This is a genomic window from Williamsia limnetica, from assembly GCF_003217475.1.
In the GTDB taxonomy this organism is placed as follows: Bacteria; Actinomycetota; Actinomycetes; order Mycobacteriales; family Mycobacteriaceae; genus Williamsia; species Williamsia limnetica.
Window position 1 is genome coordinate 259,563 of the sequence record NZ_QJSP01000005.1, and the last position, 16,431, is coordinate 275,993.

A 16,431-nucleotide genomic window follows, 5' to 3' on the forward strand; every position below is an offset into this window, starting at 1 on the left:
CGCTTTGTAGTCGGGGTATGGTCAAATAAGTTACAGCGCGTTAGCCTGGTGTCAGATCGAAGGCGAGTGCTGGCGAACAGCGCCGTTCATGTGAAAGGAAACCCCAGCGTGAGTGAACAAGCATTTATCTACGAGGCCATCCGCACGCCTCGTGGCAAGCAACGGAAGGGCTCACTGCACACCGTGAAGCCCGTCGACCTCGTGGTCGGCCTCATCAATGAACTCAAGGTTCGTTTCCCGGACCTCGATCCCGCCGACATCAACGACGTCGTCCTCGGTCTCGTCTCGCCGGTCGGCGAGCAGGGTGCGGTGCTGCCGCGTACCGCAGCACTCGTCGCCGGTCTGCCCGATACGGTCCCCGGCACCCAGATCAACCGCTTCTGCGCCTCGGGCCTCGAAGCCACCAACCTCGCCGCCCAGAAGATCGCCTCCGGCTGGGACGACCTCGTGATCGCCGGTGGTGTCGAATCGATGTCCCGCGTGCCCATGGGCAGCGACGGCGGCGCGATGTTCACCGACCCGACCACGGCGTACGACCTCTACATCGCGCCCCAGGGCATCGGTGCCGACCTGATCGCCACCATCGAGGGCTTCTCCCGTGAAGACGTCGACGCCTACGCGGCCGAGTCGCAGGCCCGCGCCGAGGCCGCCTGGTCCGGTGGCTACTTCGCCAAGTCCGTCGTGCCCGTCAAGGACATGAACGGCGTCACCCTGCTCGACCACGACGAGCATCGTCGTCCGGGCAGCACCGTCGAGAGCCTCGGCAAGCTGAAGCCGGCTTTCGAGGGCATCGCCGCCATGGGTGGATTCGATGACGTCGCACGGCAGAAGTACGTCAACGTCGAAAAGGTCAATCACGTTCACACCGGCGGCAACTCGTCGGGCATCGTCGACGGCGCCGCCCTCGTGCTCGTCGGCTCCGAGGCGGCAGGCAAGAAGGCCGGACTCACCCCGCGTGCACGCGTGGTCGCCACCGCTCAGACCGGTAGCGATCCCACGATCATGCTCACCGGCCCCACCCCGGCCACCGAGGCCGTGCTGAAGAAGGCCGGTCTGACCGTCGATGACATCGACGTCTTCGAGCTCAACGAGGCATTCGCCTCGGTGGTCATGAAGTGGATGAAGGATCTGAAGATCCCGCACGAGAAGACCAACGTGAACGGTGGCGCGATCGCCATGGGCCACCCGCTCGGTGCCACCGGCGCGATGCTGGTCGGAACCGTGCTCGACGAACTCGAGCGCACCGGCGGCCGCTACGGCCTGATCACCCTGTGCATCGGCGGCGGCATGGGTGTCGCCACGATCATCGAGCGTGTCTGACCCTCTCCGGCCCTTCCCCCCTTCACGAAAGAGTTGCGAATACCTATGACCGACAACATGATCAACTGGGAACAGGACAGCGACGGCGTCGTCCTGCTCACCCTGGACGACCCCAATCAGGGCGCCAACACGATGAACGCGCTCTACACCACCTCGATGGCCGCAACGGTCGATCGTCTCGAGGCCGAGAAGGACAGCATCTCCGGTGTCATCCTGACGTCGGCCAAGAAGACCTTCTTCGCCGGTGGCGATCTCAAGGACATGACGTCTGACCGTAAGGGCGTCGACAAGGTCGAACTGGCCACCCAGATCACCAACACCACCAACAGCATGAAGGCAGTGCTGCGCCGGCTCGAGACCCTGGGCAAGCCCGTGGTCGCAGCCATCAACGGTGCTGCGCTCGGCGGTGGCCTGGAGATCGCGCTGCACACGCACTACCGCATCGCGGCCGACGTCAAGGGCAACCAGCTCGGACTTCCCGAGGTCACCCTCGGCCTACTGCCCGGTGGCGGCGGCGTGGTCCGTACCGTGCGGCTCCTGGGCATCCAGACCGCATTGATGGGTGTGTTGCTGCAGGGCACCCGCTTCAATCCGACCAAGGCAAAAGAGACCGGCCTCGTCGACGAGGTCGTCGGAACCGTGGACGAACTGATCCCGGCTGCCAAGGCATGGATCGCCGCGAACCCCGAGGCCGCACAGCCGTGGGACAAGAAGGGCTACAAGATCCCCGGTGGTGGACCTTCCAGTCCTTCACTGGCACAGGTGCTCCCGGCCATGCCGTCACTGCTGCGTAGCCAGCTCAAGGGTGCGCCGATGCCTGCGCCGCGCGCCATCCTGGCCGCTGCGGTCGAGGGTGCCTACGTCGACGTCGACAGCGCCGACGAGATCGAGACCCGCTACTTCGTGTCGCTGGTGACCGGTCAGGTCGCGCAGAACATGATCAAGGCGTTCTTCTTCGATCTGCAGGCCATCAACGGTGGCGCCTCGCGGCCGGACGGCTACGAGAAGTACACGGCCAAGAAGGTCGGCGTCATCGGCGCCGGCATGATGGGCGCAGCCATCGCGTACGTCTCCGCGAAAGCCGGCATCGATGTGGTCCTCAAGGACGTCAACATCGAGGCTGCCGAAAAGGGCAAGGGCTACGCGATCAAGCTCGAAGAGAAGGCACTCTCTCGCGGCAAGACCACCCAGGAGAAGTCCGACGCCCTGCTGGCACGGATCACCCCGACCGTCGACGCCGCCGACTTCAAGGGTGTCGACCTCGTGATCGAGGCCGCGTTCGAGTCGGTTGAGGTCAAGCACAAGGTCTTCCAGGAGATCGAGGACATCGTCGAACCCGACGCCATCCTGGGCTCGAACACCTCGACCCTGCCGATCACCAGCCTGGCAGAGGGAGTGAAGCGGTCCGAGGACTTCATCGGAATCCACTTCTTCTCGCCTGTGGACAAGATGCCGCTGGTGGAGATCATCAAGGGGGCCAAGACCTCTGACGCGGTCCTGGCCAAGGTCATCGACTACACCCTGCAGATCCGCAAGACGCCGATCGTCGTCAACGACAGCCGCGGCTTCTTCACCTCGCGGGTCATCGGCACGTTCATCAACGAGGCCATCGCGGCCGTCGGCGAGGGCGTGGAGCCGGCGTTCATCGAGCAGGCAGGTGCACAGGCGGGTTACCCGGCACCGCCGCTGCAGCTCATGGACGAGCTGACGCTGACCCTGCCGCAGAAGATCCGCAAGGAGACCGAGAAGGCACTCGCCAACGAGGGCAAGACGGTTCCCGAGCACGGATCGTCCGCCGTGGTCGACAAGCTGGTCGACGAGCTGGGCCGTCCGGGTCGTTCGGGTGGCAAGGGCTTCTACGACTACGACGAGAGCGGCAAGCGCATCGGCATCTGGCCCGGTCTGCGCGAGGCGTTCAACTCGGGCTCGACGACCATCCCGTTCGAGGACATGAAAGAGCGCATGCTCTTCGCCGAGGCCCTCGAGACCGTCAAGTGCTTCGACGAGGGTGTGCTCGAGACCGTCGCCGACGCCAACATCGGCTCGATCTTCGGCATCGGCTTCCCGGCCTGGACCGGTGGTGTCATCCAGTACATCAACCAGTACGAGGGTGGACTGCAGGGCTTCGTCGATCGTGCCCGTGATCTCGCCGGCAAGTACGGCAGCAACTTCGAGCCGCCGCAGTCGCTCGTCGACAAGGCTGCCAAAGGTGAGAAGTACTGAGATTTCCTGACCGGGAGAGGTTTGTGCGCGGCTATGTGAGAGGCGTGCAAGAAACAATCACTCCCTAGCCACTGCGCTCGTCACGGCCCGCTTCCTGCACCGGAAGCGGGCCGTGGTGCGTCTGCGGCACCACCGGCGTCAGTTCCGGGCGTTTGGGTTCGCGGCCATCTCCGAGCGATACCCCTCGAATGCGGCGAATCATCCAAGGTATGAAAAAAGTTCGGCCCCACTCGGCTTCGCGCGCAACGGTCTGCGCGATGGTCAGCGGTGGGCGCGGTGGCAACGCCTTGCCCCACTCAGGGTCGCTGCCGACGACCCCGAGGGCGTGTGCGGCGCCTGCGGCGAATCGCTGGTGCCCAAACGGTGAGGCGTGCAGACGATCCGGTGACCACGACCGGGGATCGGTGAGCACCGGTGCGGCGTTCAGGTCGACGAGGACGAAGCCATATCGTGTCGCGAACTCCTCCATCATCGCGTTGACCATGAGCAGTCGCGCTTCGATGCGTTTGGCGATCGGCACGATGCGTGCGAGGTTCGGGAAGGTCGAGATCAGTACGGTCGCATCGGTGTTGTGCAGTTCGCCGTAGACGAAGTCGAGGTCTTCGTGCACCTGGGACATCGGGGTCCTGGCGAGAACGTCGTTCATGCCCAGGGGAGCTGCCACCAGATCAGGCTGTAGCGCGATCGCAGGGCCGAGCTGGACGTCGCGTATCTGTCGGGTTGTCCGGCCGCGGACGGCGAGGTTGGCGTAGCGCAGGTCCGGATTGTGCCCGGCCAATTCATCGGCCAGTCGATCGGCCCAGCCGCGGTAGCCGGTGTCGTCGTCGCCGTCGCACATGCCTTCGGTCTGGCTGTCGCCGATCGCGACGAATCGTGAGTAGCTCACGCCGCAGAGTCTAGAGCCGTGCAGCGACACCGGGGAGCAAGGCGCACGGTGCGCCGATGTCCTGGGCGAATCAGTGCGCATTGCGAAAGACTTTTCCGGGCTTTGTTTATACGCCTGAATTCGGGCAATACGGGCGGTTTGGGAAACCCCGTCATAGGCATTTCTGTCTAGAATTTTGGTTACGGATCCACCTTGACACCGCTGTAAGGCAGGGGCTATTTTTCGAGTGGCCCAGATCACACCCGGATCGGGCACTGGCGAATTGCAAACTCGCGATTCGGTAGCAAACTTCGTGTAAGTCGGAGGGCCTGGCCGGGCTTGTTCGTGCTGCTCAATCCCATTTCGTCGTGTCGACGAGCTGATCGGATTGCATGAATTCGTTCCTGTCACAAGCCGCCGGGAAAGGCATTGAAATGCGTAGGAGAACCGGCCGGATTGCGGCGGTATTTGTCGCGGCGGCGTGTGTCTTTTCCGTCGTCTCGTGTAGCGACGACAGCGGGTCCGATGACGGCGGCAGCACCGCAGCCGCACCGTCGGAAAGTGGCACCAAGGCCACCGGTACGCCGATCAAGGTCGGCTTCCTCAATCCATCGAATGGACCGATCACCCAGCCCGGCGTCGAGGTGGGACAGAAAGCTGCCGTCAAGTACATCAATGACACGCTCGGCGGCATAGACGGCCATCCCATCGAGGTGACGAGTTGCGCCGTCGATGTGTCGGCGCCGGAGTCCACCATCGGCTGCGCCAACCAGCTCGTGCAGGCGGGCGTCACTGCCGTCATCGACGGCTACGACGCCGCATCCAGTGCAGCCCTGCCGATCCTCAAGTCGGCCAACATCCCACTGGTGGGACAGATCCCGTTCGACTCGGTGACCGGCTCGTCAGCCGACAACCGCGTGTACTTCGGACCGCCACAGGCCTCGTTCCTGGTCGGCGTGATGCAGTCTCTCAAGGCCCAGGGAAAGAACTCCCTGACGCTGGCGAACGTTGACGTCGCCGCCGCGCGGCAGACGTTCGAACGTATTCTGATGCCACTGGGTCAGCAGCTCGGCCTCGACGTCAAGAGTGTCTACTACTCGCCGACGAACCCGAACTACACCGCACTGGCATCAACCATCAACTCCGGTAACCCGGACGCGGGCGGTCTGATGACCTCGCAGACAGATGCAAACTGCACCAAGCTCGCGCAGTCGCTGAAGTCGGTCGGCTTCAAGAACACCATGTTCCTTGCGGCCTGCACCGAGTTCATCGACACGATGGGAGCACAAGCCGTTGGTGCCCAGACGTATTCGCCGATCTGGCTCGAGCCGGCGTCGGATGCCGCGCCCGCCGACATGCAGGAAAACCTGGCAACCACCAAGAAGTTCGTCGATGAAGCCGGCGAGTCCGGTGGCTTCTACGCCTACGGCACCTTCTCGACCTTCGTCGACTTCGCCCGGACCCTCGGCGCGGCCAAGCCTGCGGAGTACACCGGTCCGACTGTGCTCGCCGCACTCAAAGGCGTGACGGACTACCAGAGCTGGTTGGGACCGAAGCTCAACTGTGGCAAGCCGACCACGCCCAACTGCACCACCGAGATGTTCGTCTTCGAGGTGGTCGGTGACAAAAAGACCGAGCCCATCGGTGGCGGCCTGACCCAGCCCAACCCGGCTGCGCTCCAAGCCATCCCCGGTGCCAGCTAGCTGATCGCGCTCGACAACGAGCACCATGCCGGCGGTGGATCGTTCGAACCCTCGAACGATCCACCTCCGGTGCCAGAATGTCTGATCGCGCATATCCGCCCTGGTCTTACGTGGATGCATCCCTGGTCTTACGTAGATACGCACAGTGAGGTGGGCACCGACCCATGAGTCAATTCATCCAATTCGTGTTCCTCGGCCTTGCGGTCGGCGCCGTCTATTCGGTGTTTGCCACGTCCCTGGTGGGCATCTATGCGGCAACCGGGGTCATCAACTTCGCGCAGGGTTCGATAGCCCTGTGGGCGGTGTATGTTGTTGCAGCACTGCGTACCGACGGAACTCTTGTACTCCCTGTCGGAAGCGTGAGCATCGGCAGTGAGGACAACCCGACACCGATGGTGCTCGCCATCGTGATCGGCGTCGCGACGGCGGCACTCTGGGCGCTCCTCGCGCACTATCTGATCTTCCGGCCACTGCGCCGTGCTCCCGTACTGGCACAGGTGGTCGCCTCCGTCGGTCTGATGCTGTTCATCACTGCCCTGGTACACCTGCGCTTCAGTACCGATTCGCTGATGGCACTACCGATTCTGCCGCAGAACACCTTCGAGATCGCCGGCGCGATCGTCAACGTCAGCGACATCCTCATGGCAGTCGTCGCCGTACTGATCGCACTGCTGCTGTGGGCGTACTTCTCTCTGACCACTCTGGGTGTCGCAACTCGGGCGGGCTCAGAGGACGAACTGGCCGCACGCCTGGCGGGCTTTTCTCCGGACAGGCTCGCCGCGATCGTGTGGGTCATCACCGGTGCCGCGTCCGGACTCATCGTTGTCCTCGGTGCCTACACCATCGGTCTCGATGCCACGAGCTACACGTTCTACATCATCCCGGCGCTGGCGGTCGCGCTCGTCGGACGGCTCACCTCGTTCGGTGTCGCATGTGTGGCAGGACTGGTCTTGGGCGCGTTCCAGGCAGTGATCCTCTGGGCGAGCACGCTGGAATGGTGGCCGAGCTGGGCGCAGACGGGGGTCGGCGACGCCGTTCCGTTTGTCGTCGTGGTGATCGCACTGTTCCTGCTCGGTGGCAAGATTCCCTCACGTGGCTCGCTCGGCGAGGCGAAGATGCCTGCCGTGTTCATTCCCAAGATCCGTCCGATACCGGTGGTACTGATGGTCGCCGCCGTGGTGATCGCGGTCCTGTTGACCTCCGGCAGTTGGCGATTCGGAATCGTGACATCGATGATCCTGTCGTTGATCGCGCTGTCGTTGGTGTTGTTGACCGGTTACCTGGGTCAGATCTCACTGGCGAGTATGGCCTTTGCCGGTGCTGCGGGTTTTGCGTTGTCCAAGGTGACGACGAACTGGGGAGTCCCGTTCCCGCTGAGCATCCTGCTGTCGGCGCTGATCGCAACCGCGCTCGGAGTGATCGTCGGCGTTCCCGCCCTCCGTATCCGCGGTGCGCAGTTGGCGGTGGTCACCCTGGCTGCAGCGCTTGCCATCCAGAGTTTCGTATTCAACAATCCGGCGCTCACACCGTTCGAGGGCAACCTCATCTCGGACCCCACGCTGTTCGGTTGGGATCTGTCGGTCCGGCAGGGCAGCGAGCTCACGACCATCGAGTTCTCGATGATGGTGTTGGTGGTGGTGACGGTACTGACGCTGATCGTCATGCGGTTCATGGCGGGCGCCACCGGCCGTGCGTTCCTGGCGGTCCGCTCGAACGAACGTGCAGCAGCCTCGGTGGGAATCAACGTGGCAGCAACCAAGATCCTCGGGTTCGCGCTGTCGGCGTTTCTCGCCGGGGTCGGCGGATGTCTCATCGGGTACAGCCGCGGGCAGCTGTCGGCGGGCTCGTTCACCGTCATCATCGGCCTGACGTTGCTCGCGATGACATACGTCGGCGGTATCACCTCGGTGTCGGGTGCCTTCGTGGCCGGCATCATCGGTCCGCTGGGGGTGGGATACGTATTCCTCACCCAGACTCTCGATTTCGGTAAGTACTACGAGCTCATCGCGGCGGGCAGCCTGTTGCTGATGGCCGTTCTCAACCCGGTTGGCGTGGTCGGTGCAGTCCGCGAAGTCGTCGACCAGATCAAGGCGAGATCCAACAGAATCGGGCAGCGGACCGCGGACTCCGCGGCTGCGACGCCGGCGGTCGGGCCCTCCGAAACGAAAGCGAGTTCTCATGTCGGCTGAAGCAGCAGGTGCATTGCTGCAGGCGCGAGGTCTGTCAGTGCGCTACGGCGGCGTGGTCGCCAACGACGACATCACACTCGACGTCGGTGCGGGGGAGATCGTCGGTCTGATCGGCCCCAACGGAGCCGGCAAGACCACGTTCGTCGACGCGGTCACCGGCTTCACAAAGTCAACAGGGGAGGTGACCATGGGCGGGGTCCGGATCGACGGATACAGCCCGCACCGCAGACGCGGTACAGGGATGGCCCGCACCTGGCAGGCGGGCGAACTGTTCGCCGATCTGACGGTGGCCGAGAACCTGGCGGTCGCGGTCCAGAAACCCGGCCTCAAGGCGTTGTTCGCAGACATCTTCACCGGCTCGAAGCCACCGGTGAAAACAATCGACGAAGCGTTGACGATGGTGGGTCTGACCGATGCCGCAGACAGGCACCCGAGTGAGCTGGCGCTGGGCCAGCAGAAGTTGGTGGGGGTGGCACGCGCGCTTGTCGGTGGCACCAAGATGGTGCTGCTCGACGAACCTGCCGCCGGGCTCGACACCCACGAGAGTCGCGACTTCGGAAACGAACTACGCCGCATCGCCGCCACCGGCATCGGGGTGCTGTTGATCGATCACGACATGTCGCTCGTCCTGGACGTGTGTCACCGGCTGTACGTCCTGGACTTCGGCAAGGTCATCGCGGCCGGCGCTCCGCAGGAGATACGTGACGACCCGAGAGTGGTGTCCGCCTACCTGGGCAGCGCGGAGGTCGAAGCAGAGGTCGACATCGACGCTGACGGTGGGCCCGCGGCCTCGCCCCTACTGCAGAAAGGGACGGCACAATGACAACTGTTGCGGCCACAGAACCGGTGTTGACCATCGCAGGACTCAACGTGGGCTACGGCGGGGTTCCCGCCGTCCGCGACTTCGATGCCAGTGTGCGCGCCGGGGAGATCCTTGCCCTGCTGGGACCGAACGGGGCGGGTAAGACCACGACCCTGCTCGCCGCGGTCGGCGCGTTGACATTCCTCTCGGGATCGGTGACTGTCCTCGGTGAACCGCTGGACAGGCGAGTCGAGCGCAATGCGCGCCGGGGGCTGACCTTGGTCCCCGACAACCGCGGCGTGTTCCACAAACTCACCGTGTCCGACAACCTGCGGCTGGCCAAACGCAAGGGTGGCGCCGAACTGAGCGACGTGTTCGAGTACTTCCCCAAACTCAAAACGCTCAAGGGCCGGCGATGCGGAAACCTATCGGGTGGCGAGCAGCAGATGCTGGCGCTGGCGAAGGCGTTGCTGGCCAGACCGAAGGTTCTGCTGATCGACGAGCTGAGTCTCGGGTTGTCACCCATCGCCGTCAAGGATCTGCTGCCGCGGTTGCGCACCATCGCCGACGAGCAACAGATGGCGGTGGTGCTGGTGGAGCAGCACATCGACCTGGCGCTTGCGATTGCCGACTCCGCCATAGTCCTGCACCATGGCCGAGTGGCTCTGGCGGGGCCGGCGCAGGAGTTGCGTGGGCAACGGGAGAAGGTAGAGGCTGCATACTTCGGATTGGTGGGAGACGAAGCGCAGCGGAGCTCGACCGGATTGGTGGGAGACGAAGCGCAGCGGAGCTCGACCGGATTGGTGGGAGACGAAGCGCAGCGGAGCTCGACCGGTGAGCCGCGTGAGTCCGGTGAGACCGATGCGGCGGCAAAGGTTGTCGACTAGCGCCTGAACTCGAGGCATGCATGTGGGAGCGGCCCGTCCCGGAGCACCCGGGGCGGGGCGCGGTGTCTCGCTGGAGGAGGGTAAGTGCCGAAGACGACCAGCTCGGGCGAGGTCCCAGCGAAGACCACTCGCAGTACCCGTAACCGGCCGACCGACGATGAATTACTCGATGCCGCGTTGTCGGTGATCGCCGACGTCGGTGCGCAGCGGGCCACCATGGACATGATCGCCGAACGTGGCGGTACCTCCAGGGTGACGTTGTACGCGCACTTCGGTTCGCGGGATTCCTTGGTGGAGGCGGTCATCGACCGTGAGCTCACGGCGCTCACCGAATGGATGTTCGCCGCGTACGACAAAGGCGAGACGATGGCCTACGGCGACCGGGCCCGGTACTCCGTCCAAGCGCTGTTCGAGTTCGCGCGCAGTCAACCCAGGGGCTTCCGGGTGCTGTTGACGAACCGCGATGAAGATCACGACCCTGGCCGGCGGCTCTTCGCGGCGCTCGAACCCCGCATCGCCGAGCGGCTTCGTGGAAACTACGCCGAGCAGGGCGACACGGTCGGCGCCGGCGCAGACACCCTGGCGTCGATGTTGCTCGGGATGAGCCTCGATGTCGCCTACCGCGCGGTGATCGTCTCTGGTGCGGGGATCGACGCCGCATGTGATCTCGCGGTGACCGCGTCGCTCGCAGTGCTGCGATCGGTGGAAGTTCGCCAACTCCACGCGATCGACGAGTCTCTCGACGTGTGAGGTCCGATTTTCGCTTGCCGGACGATCGTGCCCCATCGGGCACACAGAACTGGAACACGTTCTAATCTGATGTGGTGAACGTGACCTATGACGAGTCCAAGCGAGAACTGCAGACCGACAGCGGCGTGCTGCGCTACCACGAGGCGGGGTCCGGTCCGCCGCTGATCTTGTTACACGGCTCCGGCCCCGGTGTCACCGGCTGGCGTAACTACCGGGGGAACCTCGGGGTGTTCGCCGAGAACTTCCACTGCTACGTGCTGGAGTTCCCGGGGTTCGGCGTGAGCGATCCCGTGAAGGGGCACCCCGTCCTGACCGCCGGATCGTCGGTGATCCGTTTCATGGATGCGCTCGGCATCGAATCGGCTCCCGTCATCGGCAACTCCATGGGAGGTGTGGTCGGCGTCAACCTCGCCATCAAGAAACCGGACCGGGTGAGCAAGCTGGTGACCATCGGCGGCGTGGGACCGAATGTGTTCAGTCCTAGCCCGAGCGAGGGGCTGCGGCTGCTGCAGGAGTTCACCGACGCCCCTGACCGGGACAAGCTGGTCCGCTGGCTGACCGCGATGGTGTTCGATCGCGCGCTGGTGACCGACGAGTTGATCGAAGAGCGCTGGGAGGCCGCCATCAACCCGGACGCTCAGCAGACGGCCCAGATGATGTACGGCTCGGCGGCCTTCGCGATGCAGCAGGAGTTCATGGCCGCATCCGACACCCCGCCGTACTGGTCGATGATGCACAAGGTCAGCTGCCCGACCCTGCTCACGTGGGGTCGAGACGACAGGGTCAGCCCGCCGGACATGGCGATGGTCCCGATGCGGTTGATACCTCAGGCCGAGCTGCACGTCTTCCCCAACTGCGGGCACTGGGTGATGATCGAGGCCAAGCGCGCCTTCGAGAGCGCAGTGGGGGAGTTTCTGAGTCGATGACGCGCTGGGGCCGGGGGCTAGCGTTCGTCCGGCCCCGCGGTGACCACCTGAAGCGCGATGTCGGCGAGCTTGACGTTGGAGTCCTGGGACAGGCGGGCGAGAAGCCGGAAGGCGTCGTCGGGCGCCAGCTTGTAGCGTTCCATGATCATGCCCTTGGCCTGACCGATGATGTCGCGGTTGGTCAGCGCTGCCCGGATCTGGTCCTTCTCCCGGACCGCGGCGAATGCGATGGCGGCATGGGCGGCGAACAGTGAGCCGATGGAGATCGATTCGTCGTCGAACGCGTTCGCTGTCGAGCTGTGCAGATTCAGTGCGCCGAAGGTGTCGTCCTCGATGTACAGGCAGAAGCAGATCATCGACTTGATGCCGAGGCCTTCGGCTCCCGAGGCAAACCGCGGCCACCGGGTCTCCGAGCCCATGTCGTCGATCTGAATGGTCTCGGAGGTGAGCGCCGACCGGATGCACGGGCCTTCGCCGAACTCCTGCTGTAGTTCGTCGCATTTGCCTGCCAGGTCGCCCACCATCACCGGCGTCTCGACCTTGGCGTTGGCCGTCACCAAGGTGACGCTGGCGTACTCCCCGCCCGGAACGTTTTCGACAGCTGACTTCGAGATGGCGCGCAGGACGGTGTCGGTGTCCTTGCTCTCGGACCGCAGCAGCCGCGCGACGGCGGCCATCTGTTCCGACAAGTGGGTGTTCGGTGGTGTCATGTGTTCCTGATTCCTGCTACGGACTGTACTGCTAGACAATTCTGGAAGTCTACTTATCGATGTCAATTCGCCGCGGCCGGACGACGACTTACATACTGCTCTCGAACCGCTCCGCGTGTGGTCAAACGCAGCGTGCGACCTCCGGCGCAGCGGCGATAGGCGGCTGAGCGCTGAAGATGGTGGAGAATGTTCGGGCTCTGACGTATCTTGGGCGCTCGGGGGATACCAAAAGGGGACATCGCATGCAGCTCGGCAGGATGAGGCATGGTTGCCTCCCCCGGCTCGTGACGGTGGTCGCGGGTGTGACGCTCGTCCTCGGGGCGTCCACCATCACCGCGACGGCCGAACCGGCCTGGCCCGGAGGCCCGGAGGTGCCCGGCATCTCCGCACCTGATCTGCCCAAGCCCGGTCCGGCGAGCCCGGCGCCGACGACGGCCCCCGATCAGCCCCTGGGGCGGGCCAACTTCTCGACTCCGGCAATCGATCCCGCCGGCGGTGAGACGGTGGGGATCGCCCAGCCGGTGATCATCACCTTCCAGGCTGCAGTCGACGACAAGAAGACGGCGGAGAAGGCCATTCGGGTCACCTCCACGCCGCCGGTCGACGGCAGTCTGTACTGGGTGGGCAACAAGGAACTCCGCTGGAAGCCGGACGAGTTCTGGCCGGCGCACACCAAGGTGTCGGTCCAGGCCGGTAGCGCCGGCTCGGCGTTCACGATCGGGGAGTCCTGGATCGCGACGGCCGACGACAACACCCACACCATCACCGTGACGGTCGACGGTGAGGTGGTCCGGACGATGCCGACGTCGATGGGCGCCAATGATCACCCCACGCCCAACGGCACCTACACGGTCGGTGAGCGATTCGCGGACATGTACATGGACTCGTCCACCTACGGGGTGCCCGTCGACTCACCCAACGGCTACCGCACGTACGTCGAGTACGCGACGCGCATCTCGAACAGTGGCATCTTCGTGCACGCCGCGCCGTGGTCGGTCGGACAGCAGGGCAACACCAACGTCTCGCACGGTTGCCTCAATGTCAGCACCGACGACGGACGGTGGTTCTTCGAGAATGCACCCAAGGGTGCGCCCGTCGTCGTCCAGAACACGATCGGCGGCACCGCAGATCCCGCCGACGGACTGACGGACTTCACCCGCTAGTCCGATCTTGGTGGGTTCTGGCGACCAAACCCGCAGGTCGGCGTCGCCAGAACCCACCATTTTCGGGGCTACCAGATGTGGACGCGGTCCGCGTCGTCGAGGTACAGGCCGTCGCCCTTCTGCACCCCGAATGCGTCGTAGAACGCATTGATGTTCCTGATGACGCCATTGCAGCGGAACTCGGGCGGCGAATGCGGATCAATCGACAGTCGACGGATCGCCTCGGCATCGCGCGTCTTGGTGCGCCACACCTGCGCCCAACCGTAGAACACCCGCTGCAGACCGGTCAGTCCGTCGATCTCTGGCGGGGTCTGCCCGTCCAGGGCGATCTGGTAGGCGACGAGTGAGATGGACAGACCGCCGAGGTCGCCGATGTTCTCGCCGATGGTGAAGTCGCCGTTGACCTTGTACTTCTCGTCGAGGCCCTTCGGGGTGAAAGTGCCATACTGATCGATGAGCTTGCGTGTGCGAGTGCTGAATTCGGTGCGGTCGCTGTCGGTCCACCAGTCCAGCAGATTGCCGTCACCGTCGTACTTCGCGCCCTGATCGTCGAAGCCGTGGCCGATCTCGTGACCGATCACCGCACCGATACCACCGTAGTTTGCGGCGTCATCCGCCTCGGGATCGAAGAAGGGAGGCTGCAGGATCGCTGCGGGAAAAACGATCTCGTTCATGCCAGGGTTGTAGTAGGCATTGACCGTCTGCGGGGTCATGAACCACTCATCATGGTCGACCGGCGCACCGATCTTCCCGAACTCCCGATCCTCTTCGTAAGCGCTTGCACGAGCGATGTTCCCGAAGAGGTCGTCGCGCTCGATGCGCAGCGACGAATAGTCGCGCCAGGTGGCGGGGTAACCGATCTTCGGGGTGAACTTTTCGAGCTTGACCAAGGCCTTCTCGCGGGTGTCCGGGCTCATCCAGTCCAGATCGGAGATGTTGCGCCGGTACGCCTTCACGAGATTCTCGATCAGGACGTCCATGCGGGCCTTCGCCTCAGGCGGAAAGTGCTTGGCCACGTACAGTTTACCGACGGCGAATCCGAGGCCCTGCTCGACGAGACCCACTCCACGCTTCCACCGATCGCGGTTCACCTCCGACCCGGTGAGGGTCTTGCCGTAGAAATCGAAGTTCTCGTCGACGAACTCATCGGAAAGGTACGGCGCGGCCGAATGCAGCAGCCGCCACTGCGCCCACACCCGCCAGTCGCCGAGGTCGCGTGCGCCCCAGAGCGCCGCGACACCCTCGACGAACGACGGCTGCCCGACAACCACCTCACCGAAGGTCTGCGCCCCCGTGGTCTGTAGCCCGGAGATCCAGGCGTCGACATCGAATCCGGTTGCTTCGCTGATGAACTCGGAGAGCGTGCGGAGGTTGTACGTGAGGTCGGCGTCGCGGCGGCGCACCACATCCCAATGCTGGGATGCAATGGCGGTCTCGAGATCGACGACGGTATCCGCGCGGGCGCCGGCATCGTCGAATCCTGCAAGCGCGAACATCTTCTCGACATGAGCGCGGTACGCCGCGCGGGTCTCGGCGTGGTTGTCCTCGCGGTAGTACGACTCGTCGGGGAGTCCGATCCCGGACTGGGTGATGTGCATCAGGTAGCGATCTGACGCCTTGGCGTCGGTGTCCACGTAGTAGCCGAACAGGCCACCGGTACCGCGGCGCTGTGCTGCCCCGATGAGCTCGGCCAGCTCGGTTCGCGACCTCGCGTCGCCGAGGGCCGTGAGGTCGGCGCTGATCGGGCCAATGCCGAGGGAGTTGATGTGCTCGGTGTCCATGAAACTGGCGAAGAGGTCACCGATCTTCTGGGCGTCGCTGCCGGGGGCAGGGGAGGACTCGGCGCACTCGGTGATCAGGTCGCGGACGTTTTCTTCTGCGCGGTCGCGCAGCACATGGAAGGCTCCGTCGACAGCGCGGTCTTCGGGGATGACGTGGTCGCGCAACCAGGTGCCGTTCACGTGCTCGAACAGGTCGTCTTGCGGTCGCACCGACTCGTCGACCCAGCTCAGATCGATGCCGGACCGTGCAGCGGTGGAATTGGCGGTGTCTGCGGTAGAAGTCACCAGACCATCCTGGCACCGAACCGGCGATCCGTCAGCCGCGCCCGATCCCCGGCCGTCACTCCGCCGCCACGGACCCGTCCGAACCCTGGTGCGCGGTGAGCAGCAGATGGTCGAACATCCGCCTGCTCTCGTCGTCGAACGGCACCTTGCCGTCCACGGAAGCGACAATGTTCTGTGCCAGCGTCCTGAGCTTGGTGTTGGTCTGCTGTGAACGCCAGGTCAAGACGTCGAAAGCGCGGTCGGCGTTGATGCCGTAGACGAGCATCAACATGCCTTTTGCCTGTTCGATGACGGCCCGGGATACCGCGAAGTCCTTGACCGCGGCATCCATCGTCTCCTTGAGCTCACCCTCGTGCACGTCTGTCAGGTCCACGTAGAATCCTTCGGTGCCGATGAGGGCTCCGGATGGGTCCATCAGGCGATCACCGATGACGAGGACATGCCGCGTTTGTCCACGGCGATCGATGATGCGGTGTCTGCTGCTGAACGACTTGCCCTCCCTCAGGAGGTCGTCGATCACCCGCTCGACGCGCTGGCGGTCCTCTGGGTGCTTGTGCGCGAGCAGTAGTTCGGTGGTGGGCGAGACCTCACCGGCGCCATAGCCGTGTATCGCGGCGACCTCATCGGACCAATGCCACTGATCCTGCGCGATCAGGTACCGAAAACTACCCACCTTCTGGACAGTGCTGCCACCGAGCACGTCCTGCATCGACTGGGTGTCGGTACTGCTGTTCTCCATGAAACTGCTCCCTGTTCAAACCTGTATGGAAGTCAGCCGAGCGTCCATGGGGCAGGGGATTGCCACCGGGCTGTCGGCAAAGACGCAG

General features: G+C 64.2%; 12 protein-coding genes and 1 pseudogene. 9 read left to right on the forward strand and 4 right to left on the reverse strand.

Annotated features, from left to right (window positions below):
- The first annotated feature begins 108 nt into the window (after window positions 1-108).
- Complete coding sequence (locus DFR67_RS10500) at window positions 109-1,320, forward strand: acetyl-CoA C-acetyltransferase (RefSeq protein WP_110469567.1); 1,212 nt, start codon at window positions 109-111, stop codon at window positions 1,318-1,320.
- Between the two features lie 45 nt (window positions 1,321-1,365).
- On the forward strand, window positions 1,366-3,543 hold the full coding sequence (locus DFR67_RS10505; protein WP_110469459.1) for a 3-hydroxyacyl-CoA dehydrogenase NAD-binding domain-containing protein: 2,178 nt from the start codon (window positions 1,366-1,368) through the stop codon (window positions 3,541-3,543).
- A 64-nt stretch (window positions 3,544-3,607) separates the two neighbouring features.
- Here the strand turns inward: DFR67_RS10505 and DFR67_RS10510 are convergent, their stop codons facing one another.
- Window positions 3,608-4,429, reverse strand: a complete 822-nt coding sequence (locus tag DFR67_RS10510; protein WP_110469460.1) for an SGNH/GDSL hydrolase family protein — start codon at window positions 4,427-4,429, stop codon at window positions 3,608-3,610.
- Window positions 4,430-4,842: 413 nt separating this feature from the next.
- On the opposite strand from DFR67_RS10510, the gene DFR67_RS10515 reads away from it, so the two are divergent.
- The 6 genes and pseudogenes from DFR67_RS10515 to DFR67_RS10540 all read left to right on the forward strand — a co-directional run bounded on the left by DFR67_RS10515 (window position 4,843) and on the right by DFR67_RS10540 (window position 11,665).
- Window positions 4,843-6,111: an ABC transporter substrate-binding protein gene (locus DFR67_RS10515; RefSeq protein WP_211324996.1), complete on the forward strand. Its 1,269-nt coding sequence runs from the start codon at window positions 4,843-4,845 to the stop codon at window positions 6,109-6,111.
- A 164-nt stretch (window positions 6,112-6,275) separates the two neighbouring features.
- Window positions 6,276-8,300 (forward strand): ABC transporter permease, encoded by a 2,025-nt coding sequence (locus tag DFR67_RS10520; RefSeq protein ID WP_110469461.1) that lies wholly within the window; start codon window positions 6,276-6,278, stop codon window positions 8,298-8,300.
- Complete coding sequence (locus tag DFR67_RS10525; RefSeq protein WP_110469462.1) at window positions 8,290-9,123, forward strand: ABC transporter ATP-binding protein; 834 nt, start codon at window positions 8,290-8,292, stop codon at window positions 9,121-9,123. The genes DFR67_RS10520 and DFR67_RS10525 overlap by 11 nt, the downstream gene beginning before the upstream one ends.
- Window positions 9,120-9,845, forward strand: a pseudogene (locus DFR67_RS10530) (ABC transporter ATP-binding protein); the annotation flags it as partial. The gene DFR67_RS10525 and the pseudogene DFR67_RS10530, both read left to right, overlap by 4 nt.
- Before the next feature lie 228 nt (window positions 9,846-10,073).
- Complete coding sequence (locus DFR67_RS10535; protein ID WP_110469464.1) at window positions 10,074-10,739, forward strand: TetR/AcrR family transcriptional regulator; 666 nt, start codon at window positions 10,074-10,076, stop codon at window positions 10,737-10,739.
- A 74-nt stretch (window positions 10,740-10,813) separates the two neighbouring features.
- On the forward strand, window positions 10,814-11,665 hold the full coding sequence (locus tag DFR67_RS10540; protein WP_110469569.1) for an alpha/beta fold hydrolase: 852 nt from the start codon (window positions 10,814-10,816) through the stop codon (window positions 11,663-11,665).
- Window positions 11,666-11,682: 17 nt separating this feature from the next.
- Here the strand turns inward: DFR67_RS10540 and DFR67_RS10545 are convergent, their stop codons facing one another.
- Complete coding sequence (locus DFR67_RS10545) at window positions 11,683-12,375, reverse strand: GAF and ANTAR domain-containing protein (RefSeq protein WP_110469465.1); 693 nt, start codon at window positions 12,373-12,375, stop codon at window positions 11,683-11,685.
- 242 nt (window positions 12,376-12,617) lie between these two features.
- Between DFR67_RS10545 and DFR67_RS10550 the strand changes: the two genes are divergently transcribed.
- Window positions 12,618-13,538 (forward strand): L,D-transpeptidase, encoded by a 921-nt coding sequence (locus DFR67_RS10550; protein ID WP_245937863.1) that lies wholly within the window; start codon window positions 12,618-12,620, stop codon window positions 13,536-13,538.
- A gap of 68 nt (window positions 13,539-13,606) precedes the next feature.
- Here DFR67_RS10550 and DFR67_RS10555 read toward each other — a convergent pair whose 3' ends face one another.
- Both DFR67_RS10555 and DFR67_RS10560 read right to left on the reverse strand, forming a co-directional pair.
- Window positions 13,607-15,604, reverse strand: a complete 1,998-nt coding sequence (locus tag DFR67_RS10555; protein WP_110469466.1) for a M13 family metallopeptidase — start codon at window positions 15,602-15,604, stop codon at window positions 13,607-13,609.
- Between the two features lie 55 nt (window positions 15,605-15,659).
- Window positions 15,660-16,343 (reverse strand): PAS and ANTAR domain-containing protein, encoded by a 684-nt coding sequence (locus DFR67_RS10560; protein WP_110469467.1) that lies wholly within the window; start codon window positions 16,341-16,343, stop codon window positions 15,660-15,662.
- Window positions 16,344-16,431: the final 88 nt, after the last annotated feature.

Excerpts from the sequence above, each read along its gene's own strand:
- DFR67_RS10505 (WP_110469459.1), top strand. The coding sequence starts at position 1,366 with ATGACCGACAACATGATCAACTGGGAACAGGACAGCGACGGCGTCGTC.
- DFR67_RS10515 (WP_211324996.1), top strand. The coding sequence starts at position 4,843 with ATGCGTAGGAGAACCGGCCGGATTGCGGCGGTATTTGTCGCGGCGGCG.
- DFR67_RS10520 (WP_110469461.1), top strand. The coding sequence starts at position 6,276 with ATGAGTCAATTCATCCAATTCGTGTTCCTCGGCCTTGCGGTCGGCGCC.
- DFR67_RS10525 (WP_110469462.1), top strand. The coding sequence starts at position 8,290 with ATGTCGGCTGAAGCAGCAGGTGCATTGCTGCAGGCGCGAGGTCTGTCA.
- DFR67_RS10545 (WP_110469465.1), bottom strand. The coding sequence starts at position 12,375 with ATGACACCACCGAACACCCACTTGTCGGAACAGATGGCCGCCGTCGCG.
- DFR67_RS10550 (WP_245937863.1), top strand. The coding sequence starts at position 12,618 with ATGCAGCTCGGCAGGATGAGGCATGGTTGCCTCCCCCGGCTCGTGACG.
- DFR67_RS10560 (WP_110469467.1), bottom strand. The coding sequence starts at position 16,343 with ATGGAGAACAGCAGTACCGACACCCAGTCGATGCAGGACGTGCTCGGT.